This is a genomic window from Chitinophaga rhizosphaerae, assembly GCF_003958645.1.
GTDB lineage: Bacteria > Bacteroidota > Bacteroidia > Chitinophagales > Chitinophagaceae > Chitinophaga > Chitinophaga rhizosphaerae.
Genome location: NZ_RXLO01000013.1, coordinates 52,447 through 77,795, shown reverse-complemented (window position 1 = coordinate 77,795; position 25,349 = coordinate 52,447). Strand labels below are relative to the sequence as shown.

The window sequence follows — 25,349 nt, the reverse complement described above, 5'->3', positions numbered from 1 at the left end:
AACATGAAAGCAACCGATCAGATCGCAGCGTTGAAAAACCGGATCAGGGAACTGGAAGCCGCCGCTTCCGGCCCGCATCCACAGCCAGCTTCAGATGCCCCGTCCGTCAAAGTACCGGCGGCGTTCGATCCTTATTTCCGCGCAGCGGAACAAACGGTGAAATCCTACTTTTCCGATATCCGGATGCGCCCCTCGGAAGGCACCATCGAAATTTCGGGCGAGCGATACGTGCTGGTAAGGGCTTCCGCTTTTTCGAAAGATTTTCTCGACAGCATCCGCCATCTCTATGCAGACCGCGGCCAGAGCGAGGCTTTCGGGATCGGGCGCGATTTTTTGTTCGATATTTCCCACGCCATCGGCATCAACGACGCCAAGGCTTTCCATGCAAAAATGAATGTCACCGACCCGCTGTCGCGCCTGTCGGCCGGGCCGGTGCATTTCGCTTATACGGGCTGGGCTTTCGTGGATATCCTGCCGGATAGTACGCCCTCGCCCGACGACCGCTATTTCCTCCACTATCACCACCCGTTTTCATTCGAAGCGGACGCCTGGGTACGCGCCGGCGTAAAATCCGATGCACCGGTTTGCATCATGAGCGCCGGGTATTCCACCGGCTGGTGCCAGGAAAGTTTCGGGCTGCCGCTCACCGCGGTGGAAGTGAGCTGCCGTGCGAAAGGCGATGCGCAATGTACGTTCGTCATGTCGCCCCCACACAAGATCAATGAGCATCTGCAGCGCCTGGCGCGGGAAAACGGGATGCCGGCCACTTCCGTGATCACGCCCGACATCCCGACTTTCTTCCTCCGTAAAACCATCGAAGAACAACTGGAAAAGGCAAGGGTGATGGCGGAAGAATCGTCGCGCACGAAATCGGAATTCGTGGCCAATATGAGCCACGAGCTGCGCACCCCGCTCACCGCGATCCTCGGTTTCACGGAGCTGCTGAAAAAAACGCGCCTGTCTGCCCGCCAAAACGAATACCTCGAAGCCATTTCCACTTCCGGCAGCAACCTGCTCGCGACCATCAACGATATCATGGACCTCAGCAAGCTGGACGCGGGCAAGATTTCCGTGGCCGCCGCGCCGTTGAACATCCCCCAGATGCTGCACGCCATCGGGCTCATGCTCGACCCGAAGGTCCGCAGTAAAGACCTGCAATACACGCTCACCATCGACGAGCCCCTGGCGCAGCCGCTCCTGGGCGACAGCATGCGCGTGTCGCAGATCTTGTTGAACATCATTTCCAACGCCGTCAAATTCACCGAAAAAGGCGGCGTTACGATTAGCTGCACGGCCGAGGCGGATACTTCACATTCCCTGCGTGCCGTTTTCCGCATCCGCGATACCGGCATCGGGATTTCCGCGGCCAAACAGGCGTCGGTTTTCGAGCGGTTTACGCAGGCGGATACGGCCATTTCCCGGAAATACGGCGGCTCCGGCCTGGGGCTCGCCATTGCGCGGGAACTGGCGCAGATCATGGGCGGTTCCATCACGCTGGAAAGCAAACCGGGCAAGGGTTCCGAGTTCACTGTCAAATTACCGTTCGTGAAAGCCCCGGCGCATGAGGACATCAGCCAGCCCGAAGCCACCGTCGCCACAGGGGGCGCGGGTTGCAGGGTATTGGTCGTAGAAGACAACGTCCTGAACCAGAAAATGACGCGCCTCATGCTAGAAAACAACGGCTACACGGCGTTTGGCGTCAACAGCGGCACAAAAGCGCTGACCTGGCTGCGGAAAAACACGGCAGACGTCATCCTGATGGACATCCAAATCCCCGGTATGGACGGATACGCCGCCACACGGAAAATCCGCAGTGAGCTGGGTTTGCAAACGCCGATCATCGCCATCACCGCCCATGCGTTCAGCGGCGAAAAGGAAAAATGCATCGCCGCGGGCATGAACGGCTATCTTTCCAAACCTTTCCGCGAAAACGAGCTGCTGTCGGTCATTGCCGGCAACCGCCCCGCCGCCGTGGCCGATCTCCGTTTCCTTCGCGAGCAAACCCGCCACAACGCCGCGTTCATGCAGGAAATGATCCGCACTTTCGCGCAGCAGGCCCCGAAAGACCTGAAAGCCCTCGAAAAAGCCGCCGCATCGGGCAACGGGGAACAGCTGTACAAGATCGCGCACACCATGAGCACCTCTGCCGGGTTCTTCGGCCTGGCGGAACATATCGGTGGCGAGCTGCGGACACTGCAACAAACGCGCATGGCCGAGCCCGCGCAACTGCAAAAGATCAGGCGCGTGATCGAACAGGCGATCGCAGAACTGGCGGAACTTACACCGTCCGCCTTGTCATCAGCATCATAAAATCTTCTTTCTTTTTAGGGGAAATGGCTACCATGGCGCCGTCGCTCATGATGGCATAGCCGCCGTCCGTCTTCACCCAGCGTTTCACATCCTTGAGGTTGATGATGTTGGAGTTGTGGATGCGGAAGAAACCGTATTCCTGGAGCGAGTTCTCATACTCCTTCAGGTTCCGGCTTACCATGATCTGCCGGCCGTCTTTCAGGAAAAAAATCGTGTACGGGCCTTTGGCTTCGAGGCGGATGATAGTGGAAAGCGGCACGAAATCGACGCCTTCGGAGGTAGAAAGGCTGATGCAGAAATCGTCGCCGGAGGGGCGGGTGATATTTTTAAGCAGAAGGTCGAGGCGGTTATCGCCGGACGCGGACTCCATTTGCCTGATCGCTTTATCCACGGCCTGTTGCAGCTCGTCGAACGCGATCGGTTTGAGCAGATAATCTACGGCGGAAAACTTGATGGCTTTAATGGCGTAATGATCGAACGCGGTGGTGAAAATGACATGGAATTGGCGGCCGGCCGTGCGTTGGAGCACATCGAACCCGGTGCCTGTCTGCATTTCGATATCGAGGAAAACCAGTTGCGGGGAAAGTGTTTCTATTTGCTGAATGGCTTCGTCTACGTTAGACGCCGTGCCGGCAAGCTCCAGCTGCGGGCAGTGCTCGCGGACCATGTTGGATAGGAATTCGCGGCTCAGGATTTCATCTTCCACAATGAGCGCCTTGATTTTCATAAACGGGTTTTGAGGTGGTAACAAGATACGGTGTTTTTTTTATCGGATGGTGACTACGGCCGTGTTTTCGCGCCCTCCTTCCACGCCTGCTTTCCGGGTTTCGAGGCGGATGTTCCGGGTGTGAAGGGCGTTGAACCGGCGGATGCGCTCGTCCAGCATGGCGGAATGATCTTCCGTTTCGCGGCCGAAATCGCCCATTTTGCCGTTGTCCGAAATTTCCATGCGGATGCTGTCGCCCTCGGGTTTCACTTCGATCCGGATCCAACCTTTTTCCGTGCTGTCGAGATGCAAAACCCCGCGATAGAGCGCTTCTTCCACGAGGTGGTGCGTCAGGAACGGGGGAATGTCTTCCAGGCCGGCATCCCCGACCAGGTTGATCTCGAATTCGAACCGGTCGGGGAACCGGTATTGCTCTAACAGTAGATAGTCACGCACCAGTTCCGCTTCGTCGTTGAGTTGAATGGCCGTTTCGTCGCCGTACCGGATCATTTTCCGGAGAAACGCCGAAAACCGTCCGATGTACTGGAGCGACGTTTTTTTATCGTCCAGGCTGATGAAATACTGAATGGAATTCAAGGAGTTGAAGAGAAAATGGGGGTTGAGCCTCGCCTGCAACAATTTCAATCCCAACAAACCCTCCATTCTCTCCAGTTCAGCCCCTTGCTTACGGAGCAAATCCGATTGAGCCCTCACACGTCCGCGCAGTCTAACCGTACATCCATACGATCTTACCCCCCACATGATCAGTAACCCTGCTGCGACTGCGCCGAATATCCAACCTGTAACCATAGATTACTCCTCTGCTTTGACAACAAAGTTGACGAATTAAACGGCTGTGGGGAAGCGGGAATTAACGGATGGGGGGTTTGGGTTAACGGATGGGGGGAAATTCGTATTTTGTTCTCCATTGCTATTCTTAATGTATTGATATGCAGACACGTCGTACTTTCGTGCAACGCGCCGGACTGGGCGCCTTTGCGTCCCTTTTGCCCGGGTTTTCCTTTGCCATTCCTCCTGCCGGCGAATCGTTCCGCAAGCCATTGCGGATCGGGTTCATCACTGATCTTCACCATCTCCAGTTCGGGAAAAACGAGGAGCGGCGGATGAAAGCTTTTATGGATGCGGTGATGGAGGAGAAACCGGATTTCATTCTCCAGTGCGGCGATTTTTGCCGTCCCAAAGGCTCCGATATCATCATGGCCGAGTGGAACCGGTTCAAAGGCCCCAAATACCACGTTATCGGCAATCACGATATGGACGTGTGCGACAAGGCTACTATAATGGCGTTGTGGGGGATGGAAAAAAGGTATTATTCCTTTGATATGGGCGGATTCCATTTCGTGATCATGGACCGGAATTATCTGCGCGGGAAAGACGGCGCGCTGGCGCCTTACGATACCTCGAACTGGGGGCCCCTGCCGTCCGAACAACGCTCGTTCACCGACCCGGAACAGCTGGAATGGCTTGCACAGGACCTCGCAGCGGCGAAAGCGCCGGTGGTGGTCTTCATGCATCAGCCCGTTTTCCTCAGCGAGTGGACCACCGAGCTGGGGAACGCCGCCGATATCCTGACCATCTTCGACCAGCATAATTATGCGGCCGAACGATCCGGTTCCAATGCGAAAGTATGCGCCGTGTTCATGGGGCACGATCATGACGACCGATACGGCGAGCGCAATAGCGTCCATTATTTCATGATGAACAGCGCTTCCTATATTTATACCGATACCGGCGCGCATTATTACAAGGATTCGCTGTTCGCCTTCATCACATTAGACCCGTCGGGAAAGTTGCAGATCCGCGGCCGCAGCAGCAGTTACCCTTCCGGAACACCGGAAAAGGTAATGGCGACGTACCCCCCGAGGATCAGCGACCGCAGTCTCAAAGTGCTGTCGCCCGTCAAAAAAGGGTAAAGACCACTTCGTGGGATAGGCTATTTGCGGGATAATCGTATATTTCGGGAGCATTTTATCCTATCCTATGAAAAAGATCCTGCTTCTGGGGGTCGGTGCGCTGTGCCATATCCACGCCTCCGCCCAGGAAAACCTCGCCATCATCGCCGATTCCATCCGCCAGGAGGGCATTCTTCTGTATCAACTCGTTCAAACCTGCAATACGGGTGTGGAATTGTTCGAATCCGACACCACAGGGAGCCTTTCTTTGCGTGCCGCCGGCTTCTTCAGCTACCGCGAAAACTCAAAATATGTGCTGGTGATGCCGCACAGAGACAGTTACGATCACCATCGTCCCGGCCGGGCCACCAGTTGCCGGCTAGATTCCAGCCTCAATCCCCAAACCGCGGAAACCACCGTTGGCCGGGGTTTGACCGATTACGAAAAAGAAGTTTTCGAACTTTGGAAGCTGGTGCAAATTATGCTCGAAAAGGACGCGGGTTTTAAAAAGGCCAGAGATACCTATTTTATGGTGGTGCCTATCATTGAAGGCGCCTCGAGGAAGGTGTATGTGCTCTCCGCCTCCACACGCAACAGTAATTTTGTACTGGGGAACGATTATCTGCTTTATTTTAACAATGCACACGAACTGATCGCCAAAAAGGAATTCCATACCAACCTGCTCATGACGCCCAAGGGCCGCAAATCTTCGGGCCACATCCATGGCAGGGCCAATTCCCCCTACATCACGGCAACCGATATCTGCGCGCTCATGCTGCATCCTAAGGCGTTCGACCAGGCATCCATGCGGGTAGTGTCTCCCACGCACATTTCGGAATGGAACATGGCAGACAATACGCTGTACATCGAACCGCGGATGCAATAGCGGCCGCTGTCCCAAACCACCTCCAAATTGACCCGAATCCCCCTCTCCTGCCGTTCCACAATTACTTAGGTTTGTATCCTCCTAAATAAAATAAGTTATGAGCAAGGTATTCATCAGCATGGGCGTTTCGGCAGACGGCTTCATCGCCGGGCCCGACGGCGGCCCCGCCAACCCCATGGGTGGCGCGGCGCCCTTTATTCACGACTGGGTATTCGACATGCATGCGTTCCGCAGCCGGTTGGGGATGGAAGGCGGGCTAACCGAAGGGGAAGACAATGCCATCGTAGAAAACGTCTTCACCCGTGCCGGTGCCTACATCCTGGGCAAGCGGATGTTCGACGAAGGAGAAGTGAGCTGGCCGGCCGATGCGCCTTTCCGTGCACCCGTGTACGTGCTCACGCATGAAAAACGCGATCCCTGGGAGCGGCCCGGCGGAACGATGTTCCACTTTACCAACGAAAGTCTCCGCGATGTACTGGCCAAAGCTAAGAAAGCCGCCGGCGGGAAAGATGTCCGGATTTCCGGCGGGGCAAATACCGTTCGCCAATACCTGAATGCAGGGCTGGTAGACGAGCTGATCATCCACCAATCCCCCTCCATCATCGGCTCCGGCCTGCGGCTGCTCGACGGGCTGGACCGCGACGCGTTTTCTTTGGAGATCGATCGGGTAGTGTCTTCTCCGCGCGTGACGCATATGTTCTATAAAGTCAACAACCAGTAAGCACATCACCTATCCGGATAAAAAAATCCCGGCGCAGCAGCAGCACGCCGGGATTTCGTTTTTTACCCGCGAACGGATTTACTTGTTGGGAATGGACGACAAGTGGGAGTTCAACGTTGTGCGCTCCAGGCCTTGTCCGTCGGTGATCATCCACACCAGCATCTGGATGGTGGAAACCGCATCGAAGTAGCCGTCGAAATTCGGGTATTCCGTGAGGGCGGTCCTCTTGTTTTTCAGGAGATCGAGCAGTTCGCGGAGGAGCGGGCTGTTTGTTACGGGCCCGATTTTATAGGTGATTTCTCCGGAACTGGGGTGCCTTCCCGAGTTCACGCAATACATTTTTATGCCTACGCGTGTGGTGGATTTCGCTTTCAGGGCGATGGTCGTGTTCTGGATAAGGATACCGCTCTGGTAGTCGCCATCCTGGGAGATGACGATGAGCCCCGCCGGGATGGTGTACGTAACGGCTGCGGCGTTACTGTTGACGAAGGCTACGCAAACCTCAACGAGGCCGCCGCTTCCTGCTTCATAAGCAGTGTCGCACACTTTGCCCCTGATCGGGGTTCCGGAAATGGATACGCCTGCCGGGAAGGTGAGGGCGGTGCCCTGGGGTTCGCCGCCGGCTTCTCCCATTCCGGGGATCTTGCCGGGCTGCTCCCGGGGCGCATCGTCTTTCTTGTCGGACTTGCTGCAGGAAATAATCGTAAATGCCGCAAAGATGGCGGCGGTTAACAACACAAAGGTTTTCCCTTGTCGCATAATGAGATGGTTTTTTTGATGATACAATAAATCAGACATGGTCTGTCATGGTTCCGGTTGCTGCTAAACGGGCCTGGGCGGGAAATACCGGGAATATGCGCTCCTTTGGAAGGGTGCGGGAGATATGCTGCCAGTAATTCCGGGGCCACGGCGGACCCGGGTCGCAAAAATAATACCTGATTTACAAGGATTTATACTTTTTCCGAAAAATGCGTGGAAATACGTGGCGGAATCAACAGCGGGATGAACAAATCGCGCCCCGGGTTGTAATTTAATAAACCAAATATCCCCATGTCAGAATCCACACCGCGCGAAACCCCGGAAAAATTCGTTCCACGAGGGGCGATCGCGTTTTTCGCCCTATTGATCTTCCTCGGACTCGTGATCTGGTTCGGCATTTATTTCGTGATGCTGGCCCGGTCTTAAACCCGGAATGTATGCTGGATAAATTTGAAAGAAACGTCATCATCACCGCGCTAACCGTTTCGGCGCTGTTCATTTTCTCCATCTTTTACGCGCTGGGCGCCAGGCGCCAGGACGTATCGGAGTGCCTGCCCTACAACAAGACCTACGAAACGGCGCGGGTGGAGCAGATAGACGCCAAAACGTACCAGATCTACTATGTAGCGCGGATGTGGAATTTCGAACCGGCCATCAGTTATATACCGGTCGGCAGTGAGGTAGACCTGTTCGTGACTTCGCTGGATGTGGTGCACGGGTTCAACGTGTTCGACAAGAACGTGAACCTCATGGCCGTTCCCGGCGGCGTGGCCAAAACCACCGTTACATTCACGGAGCCCGGCGTCTACAAGATCGTGTGCCACGAATTTTGCGGTACGGGCCATCAGAACATGGAAGCGGAAATCATCGTCAACTATCCCAGAAAATAACACTTACTATGCAGGTAAGCCGTCCTATTCGCAACATCCTCCTCATCGAACTGTTCGTTCCGATTTTACTGCTCACCCTGGGTATTTACCATGGGCTGATGCAGGTGATCTACCGCTCGGGGGTCATCCAGCGGACGTCCGTAGCCGGGCTGGATTATTACCAGGGGCTCACGTTGCACGGGGTCATCAACGCCATTGTGCTCACCACGTTCTTCGCCGTAGCTTTCGGGCATGCCACCATGATCTTTTACACGAAGCGCGAGCCGAACAAAACGGCCACCCTCGTTTCCATGCTGCTCATGGTAATCGGGACGGGCCTCGCCGCGGCGGCCATCCTCGCGGGGAAAGCGTCCGTACTGTATACGTTTTATCCGCCGCTGAAGGCGCATCCCGCGTTTTACATCGGTACGGCCATGCTGATCGTGGGGTCCTGGGTCCCGTATTTCGACTGGATCCGGATGTACCTTTCCTGGAAGCGCGAACATCCCCAGGAATCCACACCGGTGGCCGTTATCGGCACACTCGTCAACTTTACGATCTGGTTCGTGTGTACGCTCGCGGTAGCGTATGAAGTTTTGGTGATGCTCGTGCCCTGGAGCCTCGGCTGGACGCAGGAGATCAACATCATGCTGGCCCGTACGCTGTTCTGGTTCTTCGGGCATGCGCTGGTTTATTTCTGGCTGCTGCCTTCCTATATCATGTTTTACACCATACTGCCCAAACTCGCCGGCGGCAAGCTATACTCCGGCAACGCGGGGCGCATCGCATTTTTCATCTTCCTCATCCTGTCTATCCCCATCGGCGTCCATCACCAGTTCGGCGACCCGTCTATCGGCCGCGGCGTGAAGCTCACCCAGTCGATCCTCACTTTCGGCGTCGCCATTCCCAGTTTCATCACCGCATTCACCATTGCTGCATCGCTGGAATACGCCGCGCGGAAACGGGGCGCCACCGGGCTGTGGAGCTGGATATGGAAACTGCCGTTCTTCCGGAAAGACGTCTTCCTCTTCGGCTACCTCATCAACGGGCTCATCCTGTTCATTTTCGGCGGGCTCACCGGGTTGGTCAACGCTTCCTACTCCCTGAACAACGTTGTCCACAATACGTCTTTCATCCCCGGCCATTTCCACCTCACCGTAGGCGGACCGGTCTTCCTGGCCATCCTGGGCATGAGCATTTACATGCTGTCGCAATTGACGGGCAGGCGCATTTACGCGCCGGTGCTCAATACCATCGTACCGTATCTCTGGACGGTGGGCGTACTGATCTTTTCCGCCGGATTGATGTATGGCGGACTGATCGGCGAACCGCGGCGGACGAACATGGGGCTTACTTACCTGAACCCTTCCAGCGAGCAGTTCAACCCCTATTGGGTGGTATCGTCGATGCTGGGGCTTGCCGGCGGCGGGATCATGTTTACGGCAGGATTGCTATATTTCATTTCCTTCTTCGGCACCTGTTTCCGCAAGCGGTCTGCCGCGCCGGAGATAGACCTGCCCGTGAGCGAGACGCTGCACGAAGAGCGCCGGGTACCGCTGCTGGACAGCTTCAAGCCCTGGCTCGCCATCATGGGTTTGATCATTTTCCTGACTTATGCGCCCGCCATTTCGGACGCGATCAACAACACCAACCGCAAAGCGCCGCCTTATAAACCGACGGACCCCGTGCCCGTGGTGCGCAAATAAACAGTCATGCCGCAACGCCTGAACATATTGAAATCCTGGAAAGCGTTCGTGCTCCTCATCGCCGGCGTTCCGCTGGTAGCTTACGGCATCGTGCGCTTCGCCGAAGAACGGTATGGCCGGCTTCCCTACTTTGCGCCGAATAACGAGCGTGCCGGCAATGCGGAAAACGCCCCGGTGTTGGGGAAATTTTCGTTCAGGGATGCGGATGATAAACCGACGGGAAGCGAGGATTGGAAAGGGCGCATCACCATCGCACATTTCTTTTTTACATCCTGCCCAACGATTTGTCCGCAGATGATGTCGAACATGAAAACGATACAATCCGGCGCGGGCGATGTACGGCTGGTTTCCGTGACGGTAGACCCCGCGCATGATACGCCTGAAAATCTCCGTGCGTACATCCGGCAAACGGGTTTCGGGGAAGGCAACTGGCAATTGCTTACCGGCGACAAGCGGGAACTTTACCGGTTCGCGCGGAAGGGATTGTACGTTACGGCGACGGATGGGGACGGCGGGCCGGAGGATTTCATCCACAGCGACCGGCTCGTGCTGCTCGACAAATACCAACGCATCCGCGGATATTACAGTGGCATTTCCGGCAAAGAAGTGCAATTGCTGCTCGATGATCTCAAAAAACTGCAACATGAACGTTAAAGGCATTTTCGTCCTGATCGTACTGGCTTCGCTGCAATTCCGCCTGCTGGCGGCAGATGCGGAAGAAGGCAAAAAGCTGTTCCAGGCCCGGTGCGCCTCGTGCCACAACGTCCACAAGAAACTGACCGGTCCGGCGTTGGCGGGCGTGGACGATCGGCATCCGGAGGATTGGATCATCCGGTTCGTCAAATCTTCGCAAAGCATGATCAAAACCGGTGACGCCGCCGCACTGGCGATCTTCAACGAATACAACCAGGTAGTGATGCCCGACCATCCCGACCTGAACGACGATCAGGTGCGTTCCATCATCGCTTTCGTCAAAGCCGAAGCGGCGGCCGCGCCCAAAGACGACGCGCCGTTCGCCCGGCCGGGCAAACTGACGCCCAACCTCATGCCGCTTAGTATTTACAATTTCCCCTTCATGCTCGCTTACCTGCTGCTCATCATCGTGATCGTGCTGCTACTGGTATTCCTCGTCAATATCAAAAGCATCGAGAAAAAGATGCATGAAGGGAACGGTCCTGAATCATGAAACGCAATACCCGCCTTGCCATATCGCTCCTGCTGATTGCGGGAGGCTCCCTCATCTGGTACCTGTACGGTTACCGGCAACGGCTGTTGTACGACGTGGCAGCCCTGTTGATGATAGCCGGCGGATGGCTCCTGCTGGGGCTCCTGTGCTTTGGGTCGCTTTGGCAGCGCGGCGGTGCGCGGTATCAGCCCGACCAGCGGAACTGGCTCCGGGGGCGGAAACTGCTGTTGGTGGGCGGCATGGCGGTGCTGATAGGCGGTAACGCCATTTGGGCCGACAAAGCGTCTGACCGGCTGGCGGCTTCCTGGCTGCGGGGGCCGTTGCAGCGGACGACGGCTACGGTGCTGGAGGTGCGGCTATTGCACGGGGCGGAGCAATATTTTTATGAAACGCGGGTCAGCCACCGGGCCGGCGCCCGTGAGATGCGGGAAATATTTACCAGTTCCCGGCATTACAATCCGGGAGACAGCCTGTCCGTTTTTTATGCGGCGGGGCACCCGGAGGTGTTCCGGGTGGAGGGGCAGAGATGACGGCTGAAGGGCCTGAGGCTACGGTTTGTGGGAAAATTTGCGGTGGCCGGACGGAAAGGGTGCAAGTTTGTGGCAAATGAGAAAGACATGCTGATATTGATGATAGTCCTGGGCGTGAGGGGTTGGTGGAAGAAAAATTCCCATCGCTTCAAACACCATTGACCCCTGCAACAAAAAAATCCTTCTTCCGAAAAATATTCCGGTCAGTTATTCCGCTACATTCATCGCGATCTGTTATTTGAAATGATTGTGATAAGTACTACGTATGCCGGCAGCAAACGGCTGCTGCTTTGATTTTACCGATACCGTCAGTTCATGCAAGTCATGCAAGCAGTTCATTTGGTGCTGAACCGGTAATGGTAAGTAAATTTCAACCTGTCGTTAACAAACAGAAATTTCCGTAACTTCATATCCACCCCCAAAAGCCCTCATCCAATGGCTACCCCAACCCACGCAACGGGGCCCACATCCCCGAAGGCCGCAAAACCCTTCTTCGGAAACGCCCCGCAATCCACCCCGCCCTTCTTCACGCCGGCGCCCGCCTCCGTGCAGAAAGAAGACGCAACCGAAACACCTAATAAAGACAAGGTGCCAGACGCCCCCATCCAATTCGGATCTTTCGAAGTATTCTGCCAACTGTTCGACGATCTCATCATCAAATGGCCCAAACGCTGGCAGCAATCCTATCAATCCGCCAAAAAACACGGCGGCACCACCCTCTTCGATCCCAAATTCGGAGAAGAACTCATCAGTAAGGAAATCATGTCGCTCTACAATATTCTCTGGGCCATTCAACTGCAATCCGACTCACCATACGGATCCAAAGTCGATTTCTCCAAAGGCCTCGAAATGGCGGAACAACTCACCGGCGTATCAGGCACCTGGCTCAATATGGCTTCCATCGCCCTGCATATGGACATGGAAAAATACCTCGGCGAAAAAATCCCCCTTTACGCCAAACAAAACCTCGGCATCTTCCTCATCTCCGGCGCCCTCCTCCAAAGCGGCCTCGTGGGCCTTAACGCCCTCACCAAAAGCGAGCTCGATTTCACCTCCATCCTCGGCCCCGCCACCAAAAAATGGACGGGACCACCCGCAGGATTCTCCCGCCCGTTCGTGCTCAACAATATCCCCGACGCCCGCTGGCGCCCGCCCTTCTATCAACCGCCCAAAGCCTTCGACCTGAAATATTCCGGCACCGACGAAAAAGCCGAAGAGAAAAAACTCAGCCTGGGCCTCGGTTTCAACCTCGCCTCCGCACTCGGTAAATACCCGGACGACGAAAAAGAAAAAGCGAAATACAAAGGCATGGAGCTCTTCCCGTACTTCCAGTATTTCAACTCCGAAGCCATTCCCGGCAAACCCGATCCCAAAGAACAGCACAAATTCATGCTCGGGCTTTACGGCGGCGATAAAGGCGTGTACGGCCTCGGTGAAGGCGGCGGCCGTTTCAATGGCGACCAGCTGCTGGAAGGGTACGGCCGAGGCGGGGTTTCTTTCCGGAATTTTGGCCGGTTATCCTTGCTCGACCTCACCGGCGAAGTGGATTACCGGCCCGATGCGGAAGCGAAATGGCGCGGAAGGCTTAACGCCGCGGCACAATTCAATATCCTCGACTCGAAACACTTCGAGTTCAATTTCGGAGCGGCCGCCGGGGCGCTCCTCCCTTCGGGCGGACAACCCGGCGCCATGGATTACCGCACACAGCTGTCGTTCATGCACAAATACAACGACAAACGATTCTCCCAGCCGCTCAAATCCGGCATCGAGTTTACGTACAACTATGGGTTGGAAGACCCCTTCAGCGCGGATTCTTCGCGGATTTCGGGGTTCGGGGCGCGGGCGGTTTTCATGAGCATGCTGAAAGGAGGTTTCGAACGGTTCGAGCATTACGGGAAAAGCGACACATTGCCCGAACAAGACCTTCACTTCTTCCTGGCGTTCGATTTTGCACCGGTGTTTGCAAGGGAAAAGGAGGAAAGGAAAGACAAATAGCCCGGCGAAACATTCTACCCCCGGGCAGCGTTATTTCTTCACTATGCTATCTTCGATCCTCGACAACGACTTCTACAAGTTCACCATGCAGCAGGGCGTTATCCGGCTGTTCCCGTACGCCCGCGCGCGTTACCGCTTCATCAACCGCGGCCGGCATTCCTTCCCGCCCGGCTTCGCCGATGCGCTCCGGAAAGCCGTAGACGATATGGCCGGCCTGCAGCTCACCCGAAAGGAAAAACACTTCCTCCAGCTCACCTGCCCCTACCTCGACCCCGTGTACCTCGATTTCCTGGAAGGTTATCGCTACAACCCCGAAGAGGTGCATATTTCGCAGGATGGCGATCAGCTGGAAGTGGGCGTGGAAGGACTTTGGTACCGCGCCATTCTGTGGGAAGTGCCCGTGATGTCACTCATTTGCGAACTGTTTTACATGCTGGGCCATGCGGAAAGGATTTCCAACGAAGCCATTCTCGACAACACCCGGCAAAAAATAGAACGGTACCGGCATTTGGGCGTAACGGTAGCGGATTTCGGGACGCGGCGCAGGTATTCGTACAAAGTGCATAAACTGGTGGTGGAAGCGTTGAAGGAATTCGGGACCGGCACTTTCATCGGCACCAGCAACGTTCATCTCGCCATGATGTTCCAGACGAAGCCCATCGGCACGCATGCACACGAATGGTTCATGTTCCACGCCGCAAGGTTCGGCTTCAAAATGTCGAACGCGATGGGTTTGCAGCATTGGGTGGATGTGTACCGCGGCGATCTGGGCATCGCACTGTCAGACACGTATACCACCGACGTTTTCCTCGGCCAGTTCGATAAAATGTACTCCAAACTGTTTGACGGCGTGCGGCACGACAGCGGCGACCCGCTCGTATTTGCAGACAAAGTGATCCGGCATTACAAAAAAATGGGCATCGATCCCCTCAGCAAAACCATCATTTTTTCCGACGGCCTCAACGTGGAAAAAGTGGCGCGGATCGCGGAGCATTGCAGGGGCAGGATCGGGATGTCGTTCGGGATCGGGACCAGTCTTACCAACGACGCCGGGCCCGCAGCTATGAACATCGTCATCAAAATGACGGCTACCAGTCCGCATAACGGCGAATGGACCGAAGTCGTGAAGCTTTCCGACGAACCCGGCAAATATACCGGCAGCGGGGAAATGATCCGACAGGCGAAACTGGTGCTGGGCATTGATGATGCGCAAAATGCGTAAATTGGGGGATGATGATGGACACACGTGCTTATTTGGACGCCCATTTTCCGCAGTTCGAACCGGAATTGAAAGCGGAAATGGCGGAAATTGCAGAGATCAGGAACATCCCCGCAGGAGAAACCCTCATGCGCACGGGCCAAAATATCCGCTCCACGGTATTGGTAGCCGAAGGCCGGCTGAAACTCTACCGCGAAGGGCACGACGAAGGCGAGATTTTCATGTATTACCTCGAGCCCGGGAACGCCTGTGCCCTGTCCATGATCTGCGGGCAGCAGCAGGAAACCAGCGGCGTCATGCTCAAAGCCATCGAAGACAGTACGGTGATCCTGGTGCCCGTGAAATTCATGGAAAATTTCATGCAGCGGTACAAAGGCTGGTATAATTTCGTGGTGGAAACCTACCGCGAGCGGTTCGAGGAGCTCCTCACCCTCATCGATCACATCGCCTTCCGCGCCATGGACGAGCGCCTGGTGTATTACCTCGGCAACCAGCGCGAAAAACTCGGCACCTCCAAACTCCACATCACGCATGGCGAGATCGCTACAGACCTTCACTCTTCCCGCGAAGTGATCAGCCGGCTGCTGAAAAAGCTCGAGCAGCAGGGGAAGGTCAAATTACACCGCCAGTACATCGAGATGTTGTAACGGTGACCTGGGTCACCATCGTTGCCGCCTTCGTTCCGGACATTTGCAGGATCAAAAAAGTACCTGCATGGAATGGACGGGCTACATAGCGGCAATACTCATCGGCATCTCCCTGGGGCTCACGGGCAGCGGGGGCTCCATCCTTACCATGCCCGTACTCGTGTACCTTTTCAGGCTGGAACCGGCCCTGGCTACCACCTATTCTCTTTTTATCGTGGGCAGTACCAGTCTTGCCGGTGCGGCGGGCAGCTATCGCCGGCGGGAGATTTCCGTAGCCACGGGCTTGCTGTTCGGTATATCCAGCGTGGCGTCGGTGTTACTGACCCGGCATTTTTTGCTCCCCGCCATTCCCGCAACGCTTTTCACATCCGGTAGCTTTACCCTTTCCCGCGACATGGCCATGATGCTGCTGCTTTCCGCCCTCATGCTGGCCGCAGCGTGGTCGATGATCCGCAGCAAGGCGCAGGAAACGGGAACACCGGTTCCCGGGAAATGGCCGCTCCTGTTTTACGGCGCGGGAACCGGCGTGGTGACGGGGCTCCTGGGCGCAGGTGGCGGCTTCCTGCTCATCCCGGCGCTGGTGAACCTGCTGAAGATGCCCATGCGCACCGCTGCCGGCACCAGTCTTTTCATCATTGCACTGAATTCCCTGGCGGGGTTCGCGGGAGACGTGGGGCATTTCGAGCTGAAATGGCCGCTGCTGCTCACGCTTTCCGCCCTGGCGCTCGTTGGCATGGCCATGGGCGCGAGGATATCGCAACGCATTTCCACGACGGGCCTCCGCAAAGGGTTCGGCTGGTTCGTGCTGGCGATGGCGGTATTTATCATTTTTAAAGAACTCAACACATGATAGCATTTCTCCAACAACCATGGCCATGGTACGTGGCCGGGCCGCTGATCGGCCTCCTCGTGCCGGCGTTGCTGCTAACGGGCAACAAAACCTTCGGCATCAGTTCCAACTTCCGGCACATCTGCGCCGCCTGCGCGCCGGCCAACATTTCCTTCTTCAACTACAACTGGCGAAAAGAATCCTGGAACCTCATTTTCGCGCTGGGCATCCTCGCAGGCGGGGTCGTTGCGGCACAGTGGCTCGGCAACGGACAACCGGCCAGCATCCATCCCGCGCTGGCGGCAGAATTGAGCCTACACGGCGTGCATCCCGAAGCCGCGATCGTTCCGTCTTCACTGTTCGGCATCGACCAGATTTTTACATTGAGAGGATTGATCTTGATGATAGGGGGCGGACTGCTCGTGGGTTTCGGCACCCGCTACGCCGGCGGCTGTACGAGCGGGCATTCGATCATGGGCCTGTCCAGCCTGCAATGGCCGTCGCTGGTGGCAACCATCGCGTTCATGGCCGGGGGCTTTCTCATGGCCAATCTCATCCTTCCCCAGATTCTCGCATTATAAACTCCAGATAATATGAAATATATAAAATACCTGCTCTTCGGCGTGCTTTTCGGCATCGTGCTCGTAAAAGCGGAAATGATCAGCTGGTTCCGGATACAGGAAATGTTCCGGATGCAATCGTTCCACATGTACGGCATCATCGGCAGCGCCGTGGCCACGGGCCTGTTGTCTGTCTGGCTCATCCGCCGGTTCAATATCAAAACCATCCACGGCGAAACGGTCGTGATCCCGGAGAAGAAATTCAACAAAGGACAGATTTACGGCGGCCTGCTCTTCGGCCTCGGCTGGGCCATGACGGGCGCCTGCCCCGGCCCCCTGTTCGCGCAGGCAGGTACCGGCGCGGCGGCGGTGGGCGTCACCATCCTGGCGGCCATCGCGGGAACGTGGCTCTACGGCCGCTTCCGGGAGAAACTGCCACATTGACTGCGGTATGAAATCAGTCGGGACGATGACGGCCGTCAATGCACAGGCTCCGGATTTGCAGGACTTTTGCATGGTGACCGCAGTCACCGTACCAGCCAGGATCAATTCCGAAATTTGTAAAAACGAAAGCAATGAAAATCAGACAATTCGAAGATAATGCACTCGCACATTTCTCTTATGCCATCACAGGCCCGGAAGGCACCGTGCTGGTAGATCCGGGGCGCGACCCGCTTCCTTACCTGGAATACGCTGCGGCCGAAGGTTCCAACATTACCGGCATCATCGAAACGCATCCCCATGCCGATTTCGTAAGCTGCCACCTGGAACTGCACAAGGCCATGGGCGCCACGGTCTATTGCTCCCGCATCCTCGAAGCCACTTATCCGCATACCACATTCGATAACGGCGATACCATTTCCCTCGGCGGAGGCGCTGTACTGAAGGCCCTCAACACTCCGGGCCACTCGCCAGACAGCATCAGCATCGTGCTCGAAGAAAACGGCCAACCCACCGCCGTGTTCACGGGAGACACCCTGTTCATCGGCGATTGCGGCCGGCCAGACCTTCGCGAGAAAACCGGTAAGGTATCCGCCAAACGCGAAGCCCTCGCCAAAGACATGTACCACAGTCTCCGCGTGCAACTCATGACCCTGCCCGACGAGGTGGTAATCTACCCTGCACACGGCTCGGGATCGCTCTGCGGCAAAAACCTGTCGTCTGCCACCAGCGCCACTATCGGCGAACAAAAACAAACAAACTGGTCGCTGCAGGACATGACGGAAGCCGAATTCGTAGAAGCCCTGCTTTCCGAGCAACCCTTCATCCCGAAATACTTTCCGTACGATGTTTCCATCAACCGCAAAGGCGCGGAAGACCTGGAAACCGCTATCAAAAAAGTACCCGGCTGCGTGCAATCCAACGCCGTTGTGATCGACACGCGACCGGAAAACATATTCAAGGAAGGCCACATGCCAGGGGCCATCAACCTGCAGGACGGCGGCAAGTTCGAAACCTGGCTGGGCAGCATCGTGGCGCCCGATGAGCCCTATGTGCTCCTCGCCGGCGACGCCGCCAGCCTCGACGCGCTCATCCGCAGGACCGCCAAAATCGGCTACGAGTCCTTCATCGCCGGTACCTGCATCACCAAGGGAGGCACGACCGTAACGCCCCAGCTGGATGTGGATGCATTCCGCAAGCATCCGGAAAACTACACGGTCGTAGACGTGCGCAATACTTCAGAAACCGCCGCAGGCCTTCTTTTCCCCGGAGCCATCACCATTCCGCTACATCAGCTCCGCGAAAGAACGGGCGAGATACCCGCAGGCAAACCCATCGTGGTACATTGCGCCGGCGGATACCGCAGCGCAGCCGGCAGCAGCATCGTAGCCGCTGCGCTTCCCGAAGCCATGGTATTCGATCTCGGGGAAACCGTAAAGACATTTCCGGGCTAAATGCCCGTACGCATCAGGTTAAGTCGGGCTGGCTCATTTGGGCCGGCCCTTTCTTTATCGCTCCATGAAATCTTTCACGAACCGGTAACCGTTTTCGAAGAAGAGGTTTTCCGCAAATTGGGCTACATCGAGATCGTCGCACCATTCAGACGCATCCTCCAATTGCGACAGGTATACTTTAAACTCGTTGCGGATGGTGCGTTTGAGGCGTTCCATATCCCGCACGCCGGGCATGGTGATGAATGGATTGATGAGCCCGTCGAAATCGCTGCCGATGGTAATATGGCGGATGGACGTTTCGAGCGGAATGCCCGCCCGCAGACAGGTCTGGAAGAAATGTTTCAGGTGCAGGAAAATGTGATCGAAGTACCAGCGTTCCTGCATCCCCTGTTCTTCCCAATTCTTCTTCAGTCGCGCCACGGTCAGGCAATGATCGGCATCCACCTTTTTACGGTATTTGCCGAGATCGATTTGTAATTCGTCCCACTCCGCCAGCGAAATAAATTCCGTATCCACCACAAAATCGCCGTCCAGCCGGCCGTCTACGTCCGCATCGAACGGATCCACGTAGCCGAGGATGCGCCGGTCCATCGATAGCCCGATCATGCCGCCGTGGCTTACGATCCAGGCGATCTCTTCGTCGAACAGGTTGATGGTAGACATGTTGAAAGTGGGCGTACAAATGGGCGATGGATTACTTTCCACCGACAACGTTTTCGCCATTTCCACGCGCACCACCGGCCCTTCTGCCCTTATCAGCGCGGCGTATTCGGGCCAGGCTTCGAACGGGATGCCGGTAAAGCCCGCATGCGAACAAAGCAGCGGCATCGGGGAATGGAGCGGTGTATTGCCCACCCCGTCTACCGCCCGCATGAGATCGCGGCGCGATTTGTAGCTCATATGTTTGAGGTCGGGATGGATGCCGCGGTCGAACAGCGCCTGCGCCACCGCATACCCGTCTGGCTCCATGCCGTTGCCCGTCGGGAAAAACGGTTTGGGATCGGTGAGCTGGATGCCGAATGCGTGGTTGCAAAGGCTGGATTGCTGCATGTGCGTGAGGTTGACGGCCAGGATGGGCACATTCCGCGCCAGGAGCCGGTCGAGGTTATCGACGATCTCATCGACCGGGAAAAATTTCCCATGGCCGGTCCGGTTCACACTGTCAACAAATGAATGGCATCCTTCCACCACGAAGAAAATATTGATCCGGTCGGTGCGAAGACCGTTTGTGAAGGTGTCGCGCGTTATCACGTTGAAGATATCGCTGTTGTCGAGATATGCGTTAAGGGTGCGGTTGATGAGGAAATCGGTGTAGGCTTTGTATTCGTTGCGGACGATCTTTTTGAGCAGCGGCTCCGACAATTTGTGCTGCGATCCCGCGCGGAGGTGCTGCCGGAGGGGAATGACCTCCGCGGCCAGGTAGCTTTCCATACTGTACAGCACGATGCCCAGGAGCACGCCTTCGGCGTAATTGCCCAGTTGCGAAGGGTGGATTTGTGACTGGATGATGTTGGGAATGTCTGTACACTGCGATTGCAGGACTTTCACTTCGTTCCGGCCGAGCATATCGGTAACGGTCCCGGATTCGCTGAACAGCTGTTTGAGGATGGGATGGGTGTGAAAATCAAAGTATTGCATGATAGTGGGGTTTGACCGGGGTAATAGGAACAACGATACGCGGCTGATGGTGCGTGGATTGGGGCAATGCTTCAGTATATGTAAGTTAAGGAATTTTTATATGCAGACGGGCGCTCCGGCCGGAGGCGCTTCACAAAAAAACAGCCGGCGCCAAATTTGACGCCGGCGTTATGCTGATGGGTTAGTAAAGTTATACGAATGCGCTGAAACCGGTGATGGCCCGGCCAACGATGAGGGAATTGATTTCCTTGGTGCCTTCGTAGGAATAGATCGCTTCCGCATCGGCCACGAAGCGCGCCACATTATGTTCGAGCAGAATGCCGTTTCCGCCCATGACTTCGCGGGCGCGGCTCACGATGTCGCGCGTGCGGAGGGAACAGAAAACTTTCGCCAGGGAGGCGTGTTCGTCTTTGAGCAGGCCCTGGTCCTGCAACTCCGACAATCTAAATACGAGCGACTGCATGGCGGTGAGGTTGCTGAGCATTTCCACGAGGTGGTTCTGGATGAGCTGGAACGAAGCGATGGACCGGCCGAACTGTTTCCTTTTCAAGGTGTAACCGAGCGCGTTCTCATAGGCGCCGCGGGCGCAGCCAACGGCCATCCAGGCCACGCCGGCGCGGGTCATCTGGAGCACGCGGGCGGTATCTTTGAAGGAATTGGCGTTTTGCAGCCGGTCTTTTTCTTCCACCACGCAATTGTCGAGGGTGATGAGCCCGTTCTGCACGATGCGGAGGGCCATTTTGCCTTTGATCTTGTCGACATTGAAGCCGGGCGTGCCCTTGCGCACGAGGAACCCTTTCACTTCGCCGTCTCCCAGGTCTTTGGCCCAAATCACGGTAACGTCGGCGAAGGGGGCATTGCCGATCCATTTCTTCTGGCCGTTGAGCACCCATCCGTCGGCCGTGCGCTGCGCGGTAACGGTGAGGCCTCCCGCCGCGCCAGAGCCCACTTCGGGTTCCGTGAGGCCGAACGCGCCGATGGTTTTGAACTGCTGCATACCGGGAAGCCATTCCTGCTTCTGCGCTTCCGAACCGCACAGGTAAATGGACCCCATGGCCAGGCCGCTCTGCACACCGAAGAATGTAGCGATGCTCGCATCCACCCTTCCCATTTCCATGGCGATGATGCCTTCCATGAGGAACGATTTGCCGGGGCAACCGTATCCCTGGTAAGTGAGGCCGCAAACGTTCAACTCCGCGAATTTGGGGATCACTTCATACGGGAACTCATCGTGCAGCCAGTAGTTATTGACGATCGGCGCAATTTCGCGCTCCATGAATTCACGGACTTTCAGCTGAAGGGCCCGGTCTTCATCGCTCAGGCGCAAATGCAATTCGTAAAAATCAGCATTGATTTCCGGCAGCACTTTTTCCTTCTTCCTGCCTTCCATCATCTTCATCAAACCTTTCAACTGCCTGTCGTCCAGTTTTGAAAACCCTTCCATTACCTTCTGCAGATCCACTTTCTTCGAGAGTTTGTTCAATTGGTCGAAGTCGATGGATTTGAACAGGCGGTAGGCCTGCCGGATCTTTTCCAGTGTTCCTGCCATGATATTTTTTTGTTACAATTTACGGATTTATAACAGCCTCACGCGTAGCGTTGCGTTACAACAATGGGCCACATGCGGAATATGATGTGTTATTCCCCGCTGCGCAGGATCATTTCCTCCGAAAACGCTTCTCCCCCGCTGATCTCGGTCCGGATCAGGAGGGAACCCTCCAGCATTTTCGAAATGGGACAGGCCTTCGCGATCTGCAGGAGCCTTTCCCTTTGCTCGGGATCGGCGTCTGGATGGAAATACACGTCGCGGTCGATGACGGAAATGAGCTGGCCGTCGTTCACACGCTGCGCCATGTTGCAGTTGACGGTGATGGTAGGGATGTCCCACCCCTTGCGGTCGATGTACATCCGCAAAGTGGCCAGGGTACAGGATGCGAGCGAGGAGAGGAAAAGGGAGAAAGGGTCCGGGCCGGAATCCTGCCCGCCCGTTTTTTCGGGTTCATCCGCGATGAAGGTCCCGTTCCGCCATTCGATCACGCAGCGGTATTTCACTTCCCCGATGGTGCCACGCACCGGTTTTTCCATTTTGTACTGCATGCTGCAATGTACGGTTTATACGGCAGTTACAAACGCCGCCAGGCTTCCGCAATTTGTTGCGGTAAAATAATTCCTGGCGAGCATGTCAGCTCCACCGGTCCTTCATCCGCCATCGAAATTTTAATAAACGGAGGAAGATCATGCTCCGTATATGCATTATTATTGATGGTTTCCGGCAAAGACTCCGGTTCGGCCATAAAAAAATATACCATCATATTTACATAGGAAAGCGAAGCCCGCGCCAGCGCATCGTCGAATTCAGTTTTGTCGGGAATGGGAAAAACACCGACGGAGATAAATTCTTTTCCGGTCTTCAATCCATACAGCTGTTCCTGGAACAGGCATAAAGGGAAAATATCATCGGATGTGCCTCCTTCCGATGCACTGAAATGCAGCGCCTTGCCCGCAATCGTCCTGCATTGCCGGTAAATTTCCGTCAACCGGGCCCTTTCTTCCGCCACCCGGTAATCAAACCATCCGATCGTCCTGTAAAACGAAAGTGCTACCTGCCAATTCTTCATACATCAATCCGGGAATTGCGTTTTATCGATTTTAGGCAGGATGCGGAGGGCGTTTTTGTAGTATACCTTTTTGAGGATATTATCCGGCAGGTTGAGGCCGTACATGCGCCAGAACGCATGGTATTTCTTGTGATAGGGGAAATATTCGTCCGCGGTTTCCAGCACGCGGAAATAGGTGGCATATTCTTCCGGCACCCAGGAATCTTTCCCGAAGAGGATCCTGTCCTGGTACTTTTCGAAAAACGCGCGCGCCGTTTTGGGCTGACGGCCCAGTTCGGCGATCACGGCACCGAATTCCACCACGATGTTGGGCATATCGTCCATCAACCGGGAAAGTTTGGCCAGATCGTTTGCGTACCATCCGAAGTGCGCGTCGATGAACGTGGTTTTGGGATGTTTTTTGAACATCCGGTGCTGCTCGGCGATAAGCGTTTCCCAGGGCGCGGGATTATCGGGCCCGCGTTTGCGGCCGGGATGCGTCACGATCTCCAGCCAGCGCTCGTTGTGCTCGTCTACCGGGTCCCAGAAGGGTTTGGGATCGGCGGTGTGGATCAGCACCGGGATTTTCAGCTCGCCGCACTTGGCCCAGATAGCGTCCAGCCGGGGATCGTCGACCGCCACGCGGTTGCCTTTATTATCTTTCACGCTGAGGCCGAGGTTCTTGAAAACCTTCAGTCCCCCCGCACCTTCGCGCACATCCTGTTCCAGCTGGGCCACGGCTTTGGCCGTCCATCCCTCCTCACCGATCCCATTGAAATTAATATTATGGAACACGAGGAAACGCTTCGGCGCGCTGGCTTTGATGTTATCCGTCATGGCTTTCAGCCCGCTGCCGTTGCCGCCGCTGAGATTCACCATCACGCGCATATTGAGCTTGTCCATAGCACTGGTCAGGTTCCCGAGCGATGCGGAGCCCATGTTCCATTGGTGGTTATGGACGTCGACAAAGGGGAATTTAGCGCGCGACAACGGATGTTCCGGCACTTTCAGCGTGGATACGGGATCGTACTTTTCGAAATCCATTTTCTGCTGCGCGATGGCGGCGGCGGAGCACAGGAGGCAACCGGCGAGGGCATAAGTTCTGAGCATAAGCGTTACGGGTAAGATAGCGCACTAAATCTACACATTACACCGGATTCTGCAAGCCGGAAATGACGAGCGGCGATCAGGGCGCTTCGGGCACAGGGTCCGCCACGGCCGGCTGCGCGGGATCGTAGATAGCGACGCCCACCCTTGAATCGGCGCATCCATAATACAGGTACCACTTCCCGCCGAGGTAAGCCATCCCTTCGATGAACACCGTTCCATCGCGGTACTGACCGCTTTTCTCGAAAGGCGCCATGGGCCGGAGGAACGGCACGTCCAGCCGGGCGATGGGTTTCGTAGGGTCCGCCGCGTCGAACAGCACCTGGCCGGCGCAATAGGCATTGGCGTTGAAACGGGGGTCGCGGTTGGGGCCGGATTTGTTCTTCCCGTTATAGAGCAGCAGGATGCCGGACGGGGTTTTGATGGCCGGCGGCCCGCATTCCGTGAGGTCGCTGTCGAAATACCCGTTACGCGGACGGATAAACGCCTTCAGCTCGCCCGCCGCGTCCACCACGGGCTCCCAGTCGGTCAGGTTGTCTGACCAGGCGCCGTACACCCCGTTTTCGCCCCAATACATGAAATATCGCCCGTTGATCTGTGAGATCACCTGTTTTCCATCCAGGATTTCCGTCACCAGCGAAGCGGATTTGCTCCACCGTTCCCCGAACTTCCCATTAAAAGCCTTCGCGAAAGCGGGCCCGTGCTTCTGCCAACGCACCAGATCGCGCGAGGTGGCCACGCCCAGCCGTGCGATCTTGCGGTTCCATTGGGTGTAGAGCATGACGTACAGTCCGCCGGGCGTTACGGCCACGCGCGGGTCTTCGCACCCGCCGGGGTATTCGTTTACCTGCTGGCTGTCTGGCCCTGGAAAAAGTACCGGCGTGCGCATCCTGTCAAAAGCAATGCCGTCGCGGCTTTCGGCATATCCGAGGCGGGAGGTGCGGAACCCGATGCCCACACCCGATTTGTCTTCCGCACGGTACAGCAGCACGATGCGCCCGTCTTTCACCGCCGCGGCGGGATTGAACGTGTCGTTGGATTCCCAGGCCACGGAGTCGCCGCGCATGGGGCACCAGAATTTTACAAGACTGTCGGGGGAAATGACGGGATTGACGCCTTCGGGCCTCACGAACCCTCCCATGGCCCAATCGGGAAGGCGATGCTGTGCGATGGCGGGTTCCAGGCTGAGCATTAACCATAGTACCGCCAGAAAACGTGGAATTTTCATATTCGGAATATACGAAAAAACCCGGCGAATGCATGATTCTCCGGGTTC

Annotated in this window: 26 protein-coding genes; 17 read left to right on the top strand and 9 right to left on the bottom strand. The window is 56.1% G+C overall.

Annotated elements, in window-relative coordinates; all coding sequences use genetic code 11:
* The first annotated feature begins 3 nt into the window (after positions 1-3).
* Entirely contained in the window at positions 4-2,310 is a 2,307-nt protein-coding gene (locus EJ361_RS22880; protein ID WP_126248742.1) for an ATP-binding protein, read from the top strand.
* Here the strand turns inward: EJ361_RS22880 and EJ361_RS22875 are convergent.
* The gene (locus EJ361_RS22875; RefSeq protein ID WP_126248740.1) at positions 2,279-3,037 is read right to left on the bottom strand and encodes a LytR/AlgR family response regulator transcription factor; all 759 of its coding nucleotides are present in this window, start codon (positions 3,035-3,037) and stop codon (positions 2,279-2,281) included. The genes EJ361_RS22880 and EJ361_RS22875 overlap by 32 nt on opposite strands.
* Positions 3,038-3,076: 39 nt before the next feature.
* Entirely contained in the window at positions 3,077-3,679 is a 603-nt protein-coding gene (locus EJ361_RS22870) for a sensor histidine kinase (RefSeq protein ID WP_164714385.1), read from the bottom strand.
* Positions 3,680-3,966: 287 nt separating this feature from the next.
* On the opposite strand from EJ361_RS22870, the gene EJ361_RS22865 reads away from it, so the two are divergent.
* The 3 genes from EJ361_RS22865 to EJ361_RS22855 all read left to right on the top strand — a co-directional run bounded on the left by EJ361_RS22865 (position 3,967) and on the right by EJ361_RS22855 (position 6,536).
* Positions 3,967-4,950, top strand: a complete 984-nt coding sequence (locus EJ361_RS22865; RefSeq protein WP_126248736.1) for a metallophosphoesterase family protein — start codon at positions 3,967-3,969, stop codon at positions 4,948-4,950.
* Positions 4,951-5,017: 67 nt separating this feature from the next.
* Positions 5,018-5,815, top strand: coding sequence for a hypothetical protein (locus tag EJ361_RS22860; protein ID WP_126248734.1), 798 nt, complete (start codon positions 5,018-5,020; stop codon positions 5,813-5,815).
* A 97-nt stretch (positions 5,816-5,912) separates the two neighbouring features.
* On the top strand, positions 5,913-6,536 hold the full coding sequence (locus tag EJ361_RS22855; protein ID WP_126248732.1) for a dihydrofolate reductase family protein: 624 nt from the start codon (positions 5,913-5,915) through the stop codon (positions 6,534-6,536).
* A 78-nt stretch (positions 6,537-6,614) separates the two neighbouring features.
* On the opposite strand, the gene EJ361_RS22850 is transcribed toward EJ361_RS22855, so the two are convergent.
* Complete coding sequence (locus EJ361_RS22850; RefSeq protein WP_126248730.1) at positions 6,615-7,295, bottom strand: hypothetical protein; 681 nt, start codon at positions 7,293-7,295, stop codon at positions 6,615-6,617.
* 291 nt (positions 7,296-7,586) lie between these two features.
* On the opposite strand from EJ361_RS22850, the gene EJ361_RS22845 reads away from it, so the two are divergent.
* From EJ361_RS22845 to EJ361_RS22785, 13 genes are all read left to right on the top strand, one after another.
* Entirely contained in the window at positions 7,587-7,721 is a 135-nt protein-coding gene (locus EJ361_RS22845) for a cytochrome c oxidase subunit 2A (RefSeq protein ID WP_126248727.1), read from the top strand.
* Between the two features lie 11 nt (positions 7,722-7,732).
* On the top strand, positions 7,733-8,185 hold the full coding sequence (locus EJ361_RS22840) for a cupredoxin domain-containing protein (protein ID WP_126248725.1): 453 nt from the start codon (positions 7,733-7,735) through the stop codon (positions 8,183-8,185).
* Positions 8,186-8,193: 8 nt separating this feature from the next.
* Positions 8,194-9,870 (top strand): cbb3-type cytochrome c oxidase subunit I, encoded by a 1,677-nt coding sequence (locus EJ361_RS22835; RefSeq protein WP_126248723.1) that lies wholly within the window; start codon positions 8,194-8,196, stop codon positions 9,868-9,870.
* Positions 9,871-9,876: 6 nt separating this feature from the next.
* A complete protein-coding gene (locus EJ361_RS22830; RefSeq protein ID WP_126248721.1) occupies positions 9,877-10,524 on the top strand; it encodes an SCO family protein in 648 nt (215 codons plus the stop codon).
* Complete coding sequence (locus tag EJ361_RS22825) at positions 10,514-11,056, top strand: c-type cytochrome (RefSeq protein WP_164714384.1); 543 nt, start codon at positions 10,514-10,516, stop codon at positions 11,054-11,056. The genes EJ361_RS22830 and EJ361_RS22825 overlap by 11 nt, the downstream gene beginning before the upstream one ends.
* On the top strand, positions 11,053-11,586 hold the full coding sequence (locus tag EJ361_RS22820) for a hypothetical protein (protein WP_126248717.1): 534 nt from the start codon (positions 11,053-11,055) through the stop codon (positions 11,584-11,586). Before EJ361_RS22825 ends, EJ361_RS22820 begins: the two co-directional genes overlap by 4 nt.
* A 435-nt stretch (positions 11,587-12,021) precedes the next feature.
* A complete protein-coding gene (locus tag EJ361_RS22815) occupies positions 12,022-13,581 on the top strand; it encodes a hypothetical protein (protein WP_126248715.1) in 1,560 nt (519 codons plus the stop codon).
* A gap of 43 nt (positions 13,582-13,624) precedes the next feature.
* A complete protein-coding gene (pncB, locus tag EJ361_RS22810) occupies positions 13,625-14,803 on the top strand; it encodes a nicotinate phosphoribosyltransferase (protein WP_126248714.1) in 1,179 nt (392 codons plus the stop codon).
* A gap of 11 nt (positions 14,804-14,814) precedes the next feature.
* Positions 14,815-15,447: a Crp/Fnr family transcriptional regulator gene (locus EJ361_RS22805; protein WP_240646712.1), complete on the top strand. Its 633-nt coding sequence runs from the start codon at positions 14,815-14,817 to the stop codon at positions 15,445-15,447.
* 67 nt (positions 15,448-15,514) lie between these two features.
* Positions 15,515-16,297 (top strand): sulfite exporter TauE/SafE family protein, encoded by a 783-nt coding sequence (locus tag EJ361_RS22800; RefSeq protein WP_126248712.1) that lies wholly within the window; start codon positions 15,515-15,517, stop codon positions 16,295-16,297.
* On the top strand, positions 16,294-16,857 hold the full coding sequence (locus EJ361_RS22795; protein ID WP_126248710.1) for a YeeE/YedE family protein: 564 nt from the start codon (positions 16,294-16,296) through the stop codon (positions 16,855-16,857). The genes EJ361_RS22800 and EJ361_RS22795 overlap by 4 nt, the downstream gene beginning before the upstream one ends.
* Positions 16,858-16,869: 12 nt before the next feature.
* The gene (locus tag EJ361_RS22790; protein WP_126248708.1) at positions 16,870-17,280 is read left to right on the top strand and encodes a DUF6691 family protein; all 411 of its coding nucleotides are present in this window, start codon (positions 16,870-16,872) and stop codon (positions 17,278-17,280) included.
* A gap of 131 nt (positions 17,281-17,411) precedes the next feature.
* The gene (locus tag EJ361_RS22785) at positions 17,412-18,731 is read left to right on the top strand and encodes an MBL fold metallo-hydrolase (protein WP_126248706.1); all 1,320 of its coding nucleotides are present in this window, start codon (positions 17,412-17,414) and stop codon (positions 18,729-18,731) included.
* A gap of 54 nt (positions 18,732-18,785) precedes the next feature.
* On the opposite strand, the gene EJ361_RS22780 is transcribed toward EJ361_RS22785, so the two are convergent.
* The 6 genes from EJ361_RS22780 to EJ361_RS22755 all read right to left on the bottom strand — a co-directional run bounded on the left by EJ361_RS22780 (position 18,786) and on the right by EJ361_RS22755 (position 25,301).
* The gene (locus EJ361_RS22780; protein WP_126248704.1) at positions 18,786-20,369 is read right to left on the bottom strand and encodes a hypothetical protein; all 1,584 of its coding nucleotides are present in this window, start codon (positions 20,367-20,369) and stop codon (positions 18,786-18,788) included.
* A gap of 190 nt (positions 20,370-20,559) precedes the next feature.
* On the bottom strand, positions 20,560-21,918 hold the full coding sequence (locus tag EJ361_RS22775; RefSeq protein ID WP_126248702.1) for an acyl-CoA dehydrogenase family protein: 1,359 nt from the start codon (positions 21,916-21,918) through the stop codon (positions 20,560-20,562).
* An 89-nt stretch (positions 21,919-22,007) separates the two neighbouring features.
* Positions 22,008-22,466, bottom strand: a complete 459-nt coding sequence (locus EJ361_RS22770; RefSeq protein WP_126248700.1) for an OsmC family protein — start codon at positions 22,464-22,466, stop codon at positions 22,008-22,010.
* 26 nt (positions 22,467-22,492) lie between these two features.
* On the bottom strand, positions 22,493-22,906 hold the full coding sequence (locus EJ361_RS22765) for a hypothetical protein (protein WP_164714383.1): 414 nt from the start codon (positions 22,904-22,906) through the stop codon (positions 22,493-22,495).
* An 84-nt stretch (positions 22,907-22,990) separates the two neighbouring features.
* Positions 22,991-24,076 carry an amidohydrolase family protein gene (locus EJ361_RS22760; protein WP_126248696.1) on the bottom strand — a complete coding sequence of 362 codons (1,086 nt, stop codon included), beginning with the start codon at positions 24,074-24,076 and terminating at the stop codon, positions 22,991-22,993.
* A 76-nt stretch (positions 24,077-24,152) separates the two neighbouring features.
* Entirely contained in the window at positions 24,153-25,301 is a 1,149-nt protein-coding gene (locus EJ361_RS22755) for a glycoside hydrolase family 130 protein (protein WP_126248694.1), read from the bottom strand.
* Positions 25,302-25,349 lie beyond the last annotated feature (48 nt).

Bases quoted from the DNA above. Each gene is read 5' to 3' on its own strand.
- EJ361_RS22880 (WP_126248742.1), top strand. From the start codon at position 4: ATGAAAGCAACCGATCAGATCGCAGCGTTGAAAAACCGGATCAGGGAA.
- EJ361_RS22875 (WP_126248740.1), bottom strand. From the start codon at position 3,037: ATGAAAATCAAGGCGCTCATTGTGGAAGATGAAATCCTGAGCCGCGAA.
- EJ361_RS22870 (WP_164714385.1), bottom strand. From the start codon at position 3,679: ATGGAGGGTTTGTTGGGATTGAAATTGTTGCAGGCGAGGCTCAACCCC.
- EJ361_RS22865 (WP_126248736.1), top strand. From the start codon at position 3,967: ATGCAGACACGTCGTACTTTCGTGCAACGCGCCGGACTGGGCGCCTTT.
- EJ361_RS22860 (WP_126248734.1), top strand. From the start codon at position 5,018: ATGAAAAAGATCCTGCTTCTGGGGGTCGGTGCGCTGTGCCATATCCAC.
- EJ361_RS22855 (WP_126248732.1), top strand. From the start codon at position 5,913: ATGAGCAAGGTATTCATCAGCATGGGCGTTTCGGCAGACGGCTTCATC.
- EJ361_RS22850 (WP_126248730.1), bottom strand. From the start codon at position 7,295: ATGCGACAAGGGAAAACCTTTGTGTTGTTAACCGCCGCCATCTTTGCG.
- EJ361_RS22845 (WP_126248727.1), top strand. From the start codon at position 7,587: ATGTCAGAATCCACACCGCGCGAAACCCCGGAAAAATTCGTTCCACGA.
- EJ361_RS22840 (WP_126248725.1), top strand. From the start codon at position 7,733: ATGCTGGATAAATTTGAAAGAAACGTCATCATCACCGCGCTAACCGTT.
- EJ361_RS22835 (WP_126248723.1), top strand. From the start codon at position 8,194: ATGCAGGTAAGCCGTCCTATTCGCAACATCCTCCTCATCGAACTGTTC.
- EJ361_RS22830 (WP_126248721.1), top strand. From the start codon at position 9,877: ATGCCGCAACGCCTGAACATATTGAAATCCTGGAAAGCGTTCGTGCTC.
- EJ361_RS22825 (WP_164714384.1), top strand. From the start codon at position 10,514: ATGAACGTTAAAGGCATTTTCGTCCTGATCGTACTGGCTTCGCTGCAA.
- EJ361_RS22820 (WP_126248717.1), top strand. From the start codon at position 11,053: ATGAAACGCAATACCCGCCTTGCCATATCGCTCCTGCTGATTGCGGGA.
- EJ361_RS22815 (WP_126248715.1), top strand. From the start codon at position 12,022: ATGGCTACCCCAACCCACGCAACGGGGCCCACATCCCCGAAGGCCGCA.
- pncB (WP_126248714.1), top strand. From the start codon at position 13,625: ATGCTATCTTCGATCCTCGACAACGACTTCTACAAGTTCACCATGCAG.
- EJ361_RS22805 (WP_240646712.1), top strand. From the start codon at position 14,815: ATGATGGACACACGTGCTTATTTGGACGCCCATTTTCCGCAGTTCGAA.
- EJ361_RS22800 (WP_126248712.1), top strand. From the start codon at position 15,515: ATGGAATGGACGGGCTACATAGCGGCAATACTCATCGGCATCTCCCTG.
- EJ361_RS22795 (WP_126248710.1), top strand. From the start codon at position 16,294: ATGATAGCATTTCTCCAACAACCATGGCCATGGTACGTGGCCGGGCCG.
- EJ361_RS22790 (WP_126248708.1), top strand. From the start codon at position 16,870: ATGAAATATATAAAATACCTGCTCTTCGGCGTGCTTTTCGGCATCGTG.
- EJ361_RS22785 (WP_126248706.1), top strand. From the start codon at position 17,412: ATGAAAATCAGACAATTCGAAGATAATGCACTCGCACATTTCTCTTAT.
- EJ361_RS22780 (WP_126248704.1), bottom strand. From the start codon at position 20,369: ATGCAATACTTTGATTTTCACACCCATCCCATCCTCAAACAGCTGTTC.
- EJ361_RS22775 (WP_126248702.1), bottom strand. From the start codon at position 21,918: ATGGCAGGAACACTGGAAAAGATCCGGCAGGCCTACCGCCTGTTCAAA.
- EJ361_RS22770 (WP_126248700.1), bottom strand. From the start codon at position 22,466: ATGCAGTACAAAATGGAAAAACCGGTGCGTGGCACCATCGGGGAAGTG.
- EJ361_RS22760 (WP_126248696.1), bottom strand. From the start codon at position 24,076: ATGCTCAGAACTTATGCCCTCGCCGGTTGCCTCCTGTGCTCCGCCGCC.
- EJ361_RS22755 (WP_126248694.1), bottom strand. From the start codon at position 25,301: ATGAAAATTCCACGTTTTCTGGCGGTACTATGGTTAATGCTCAGCCTG.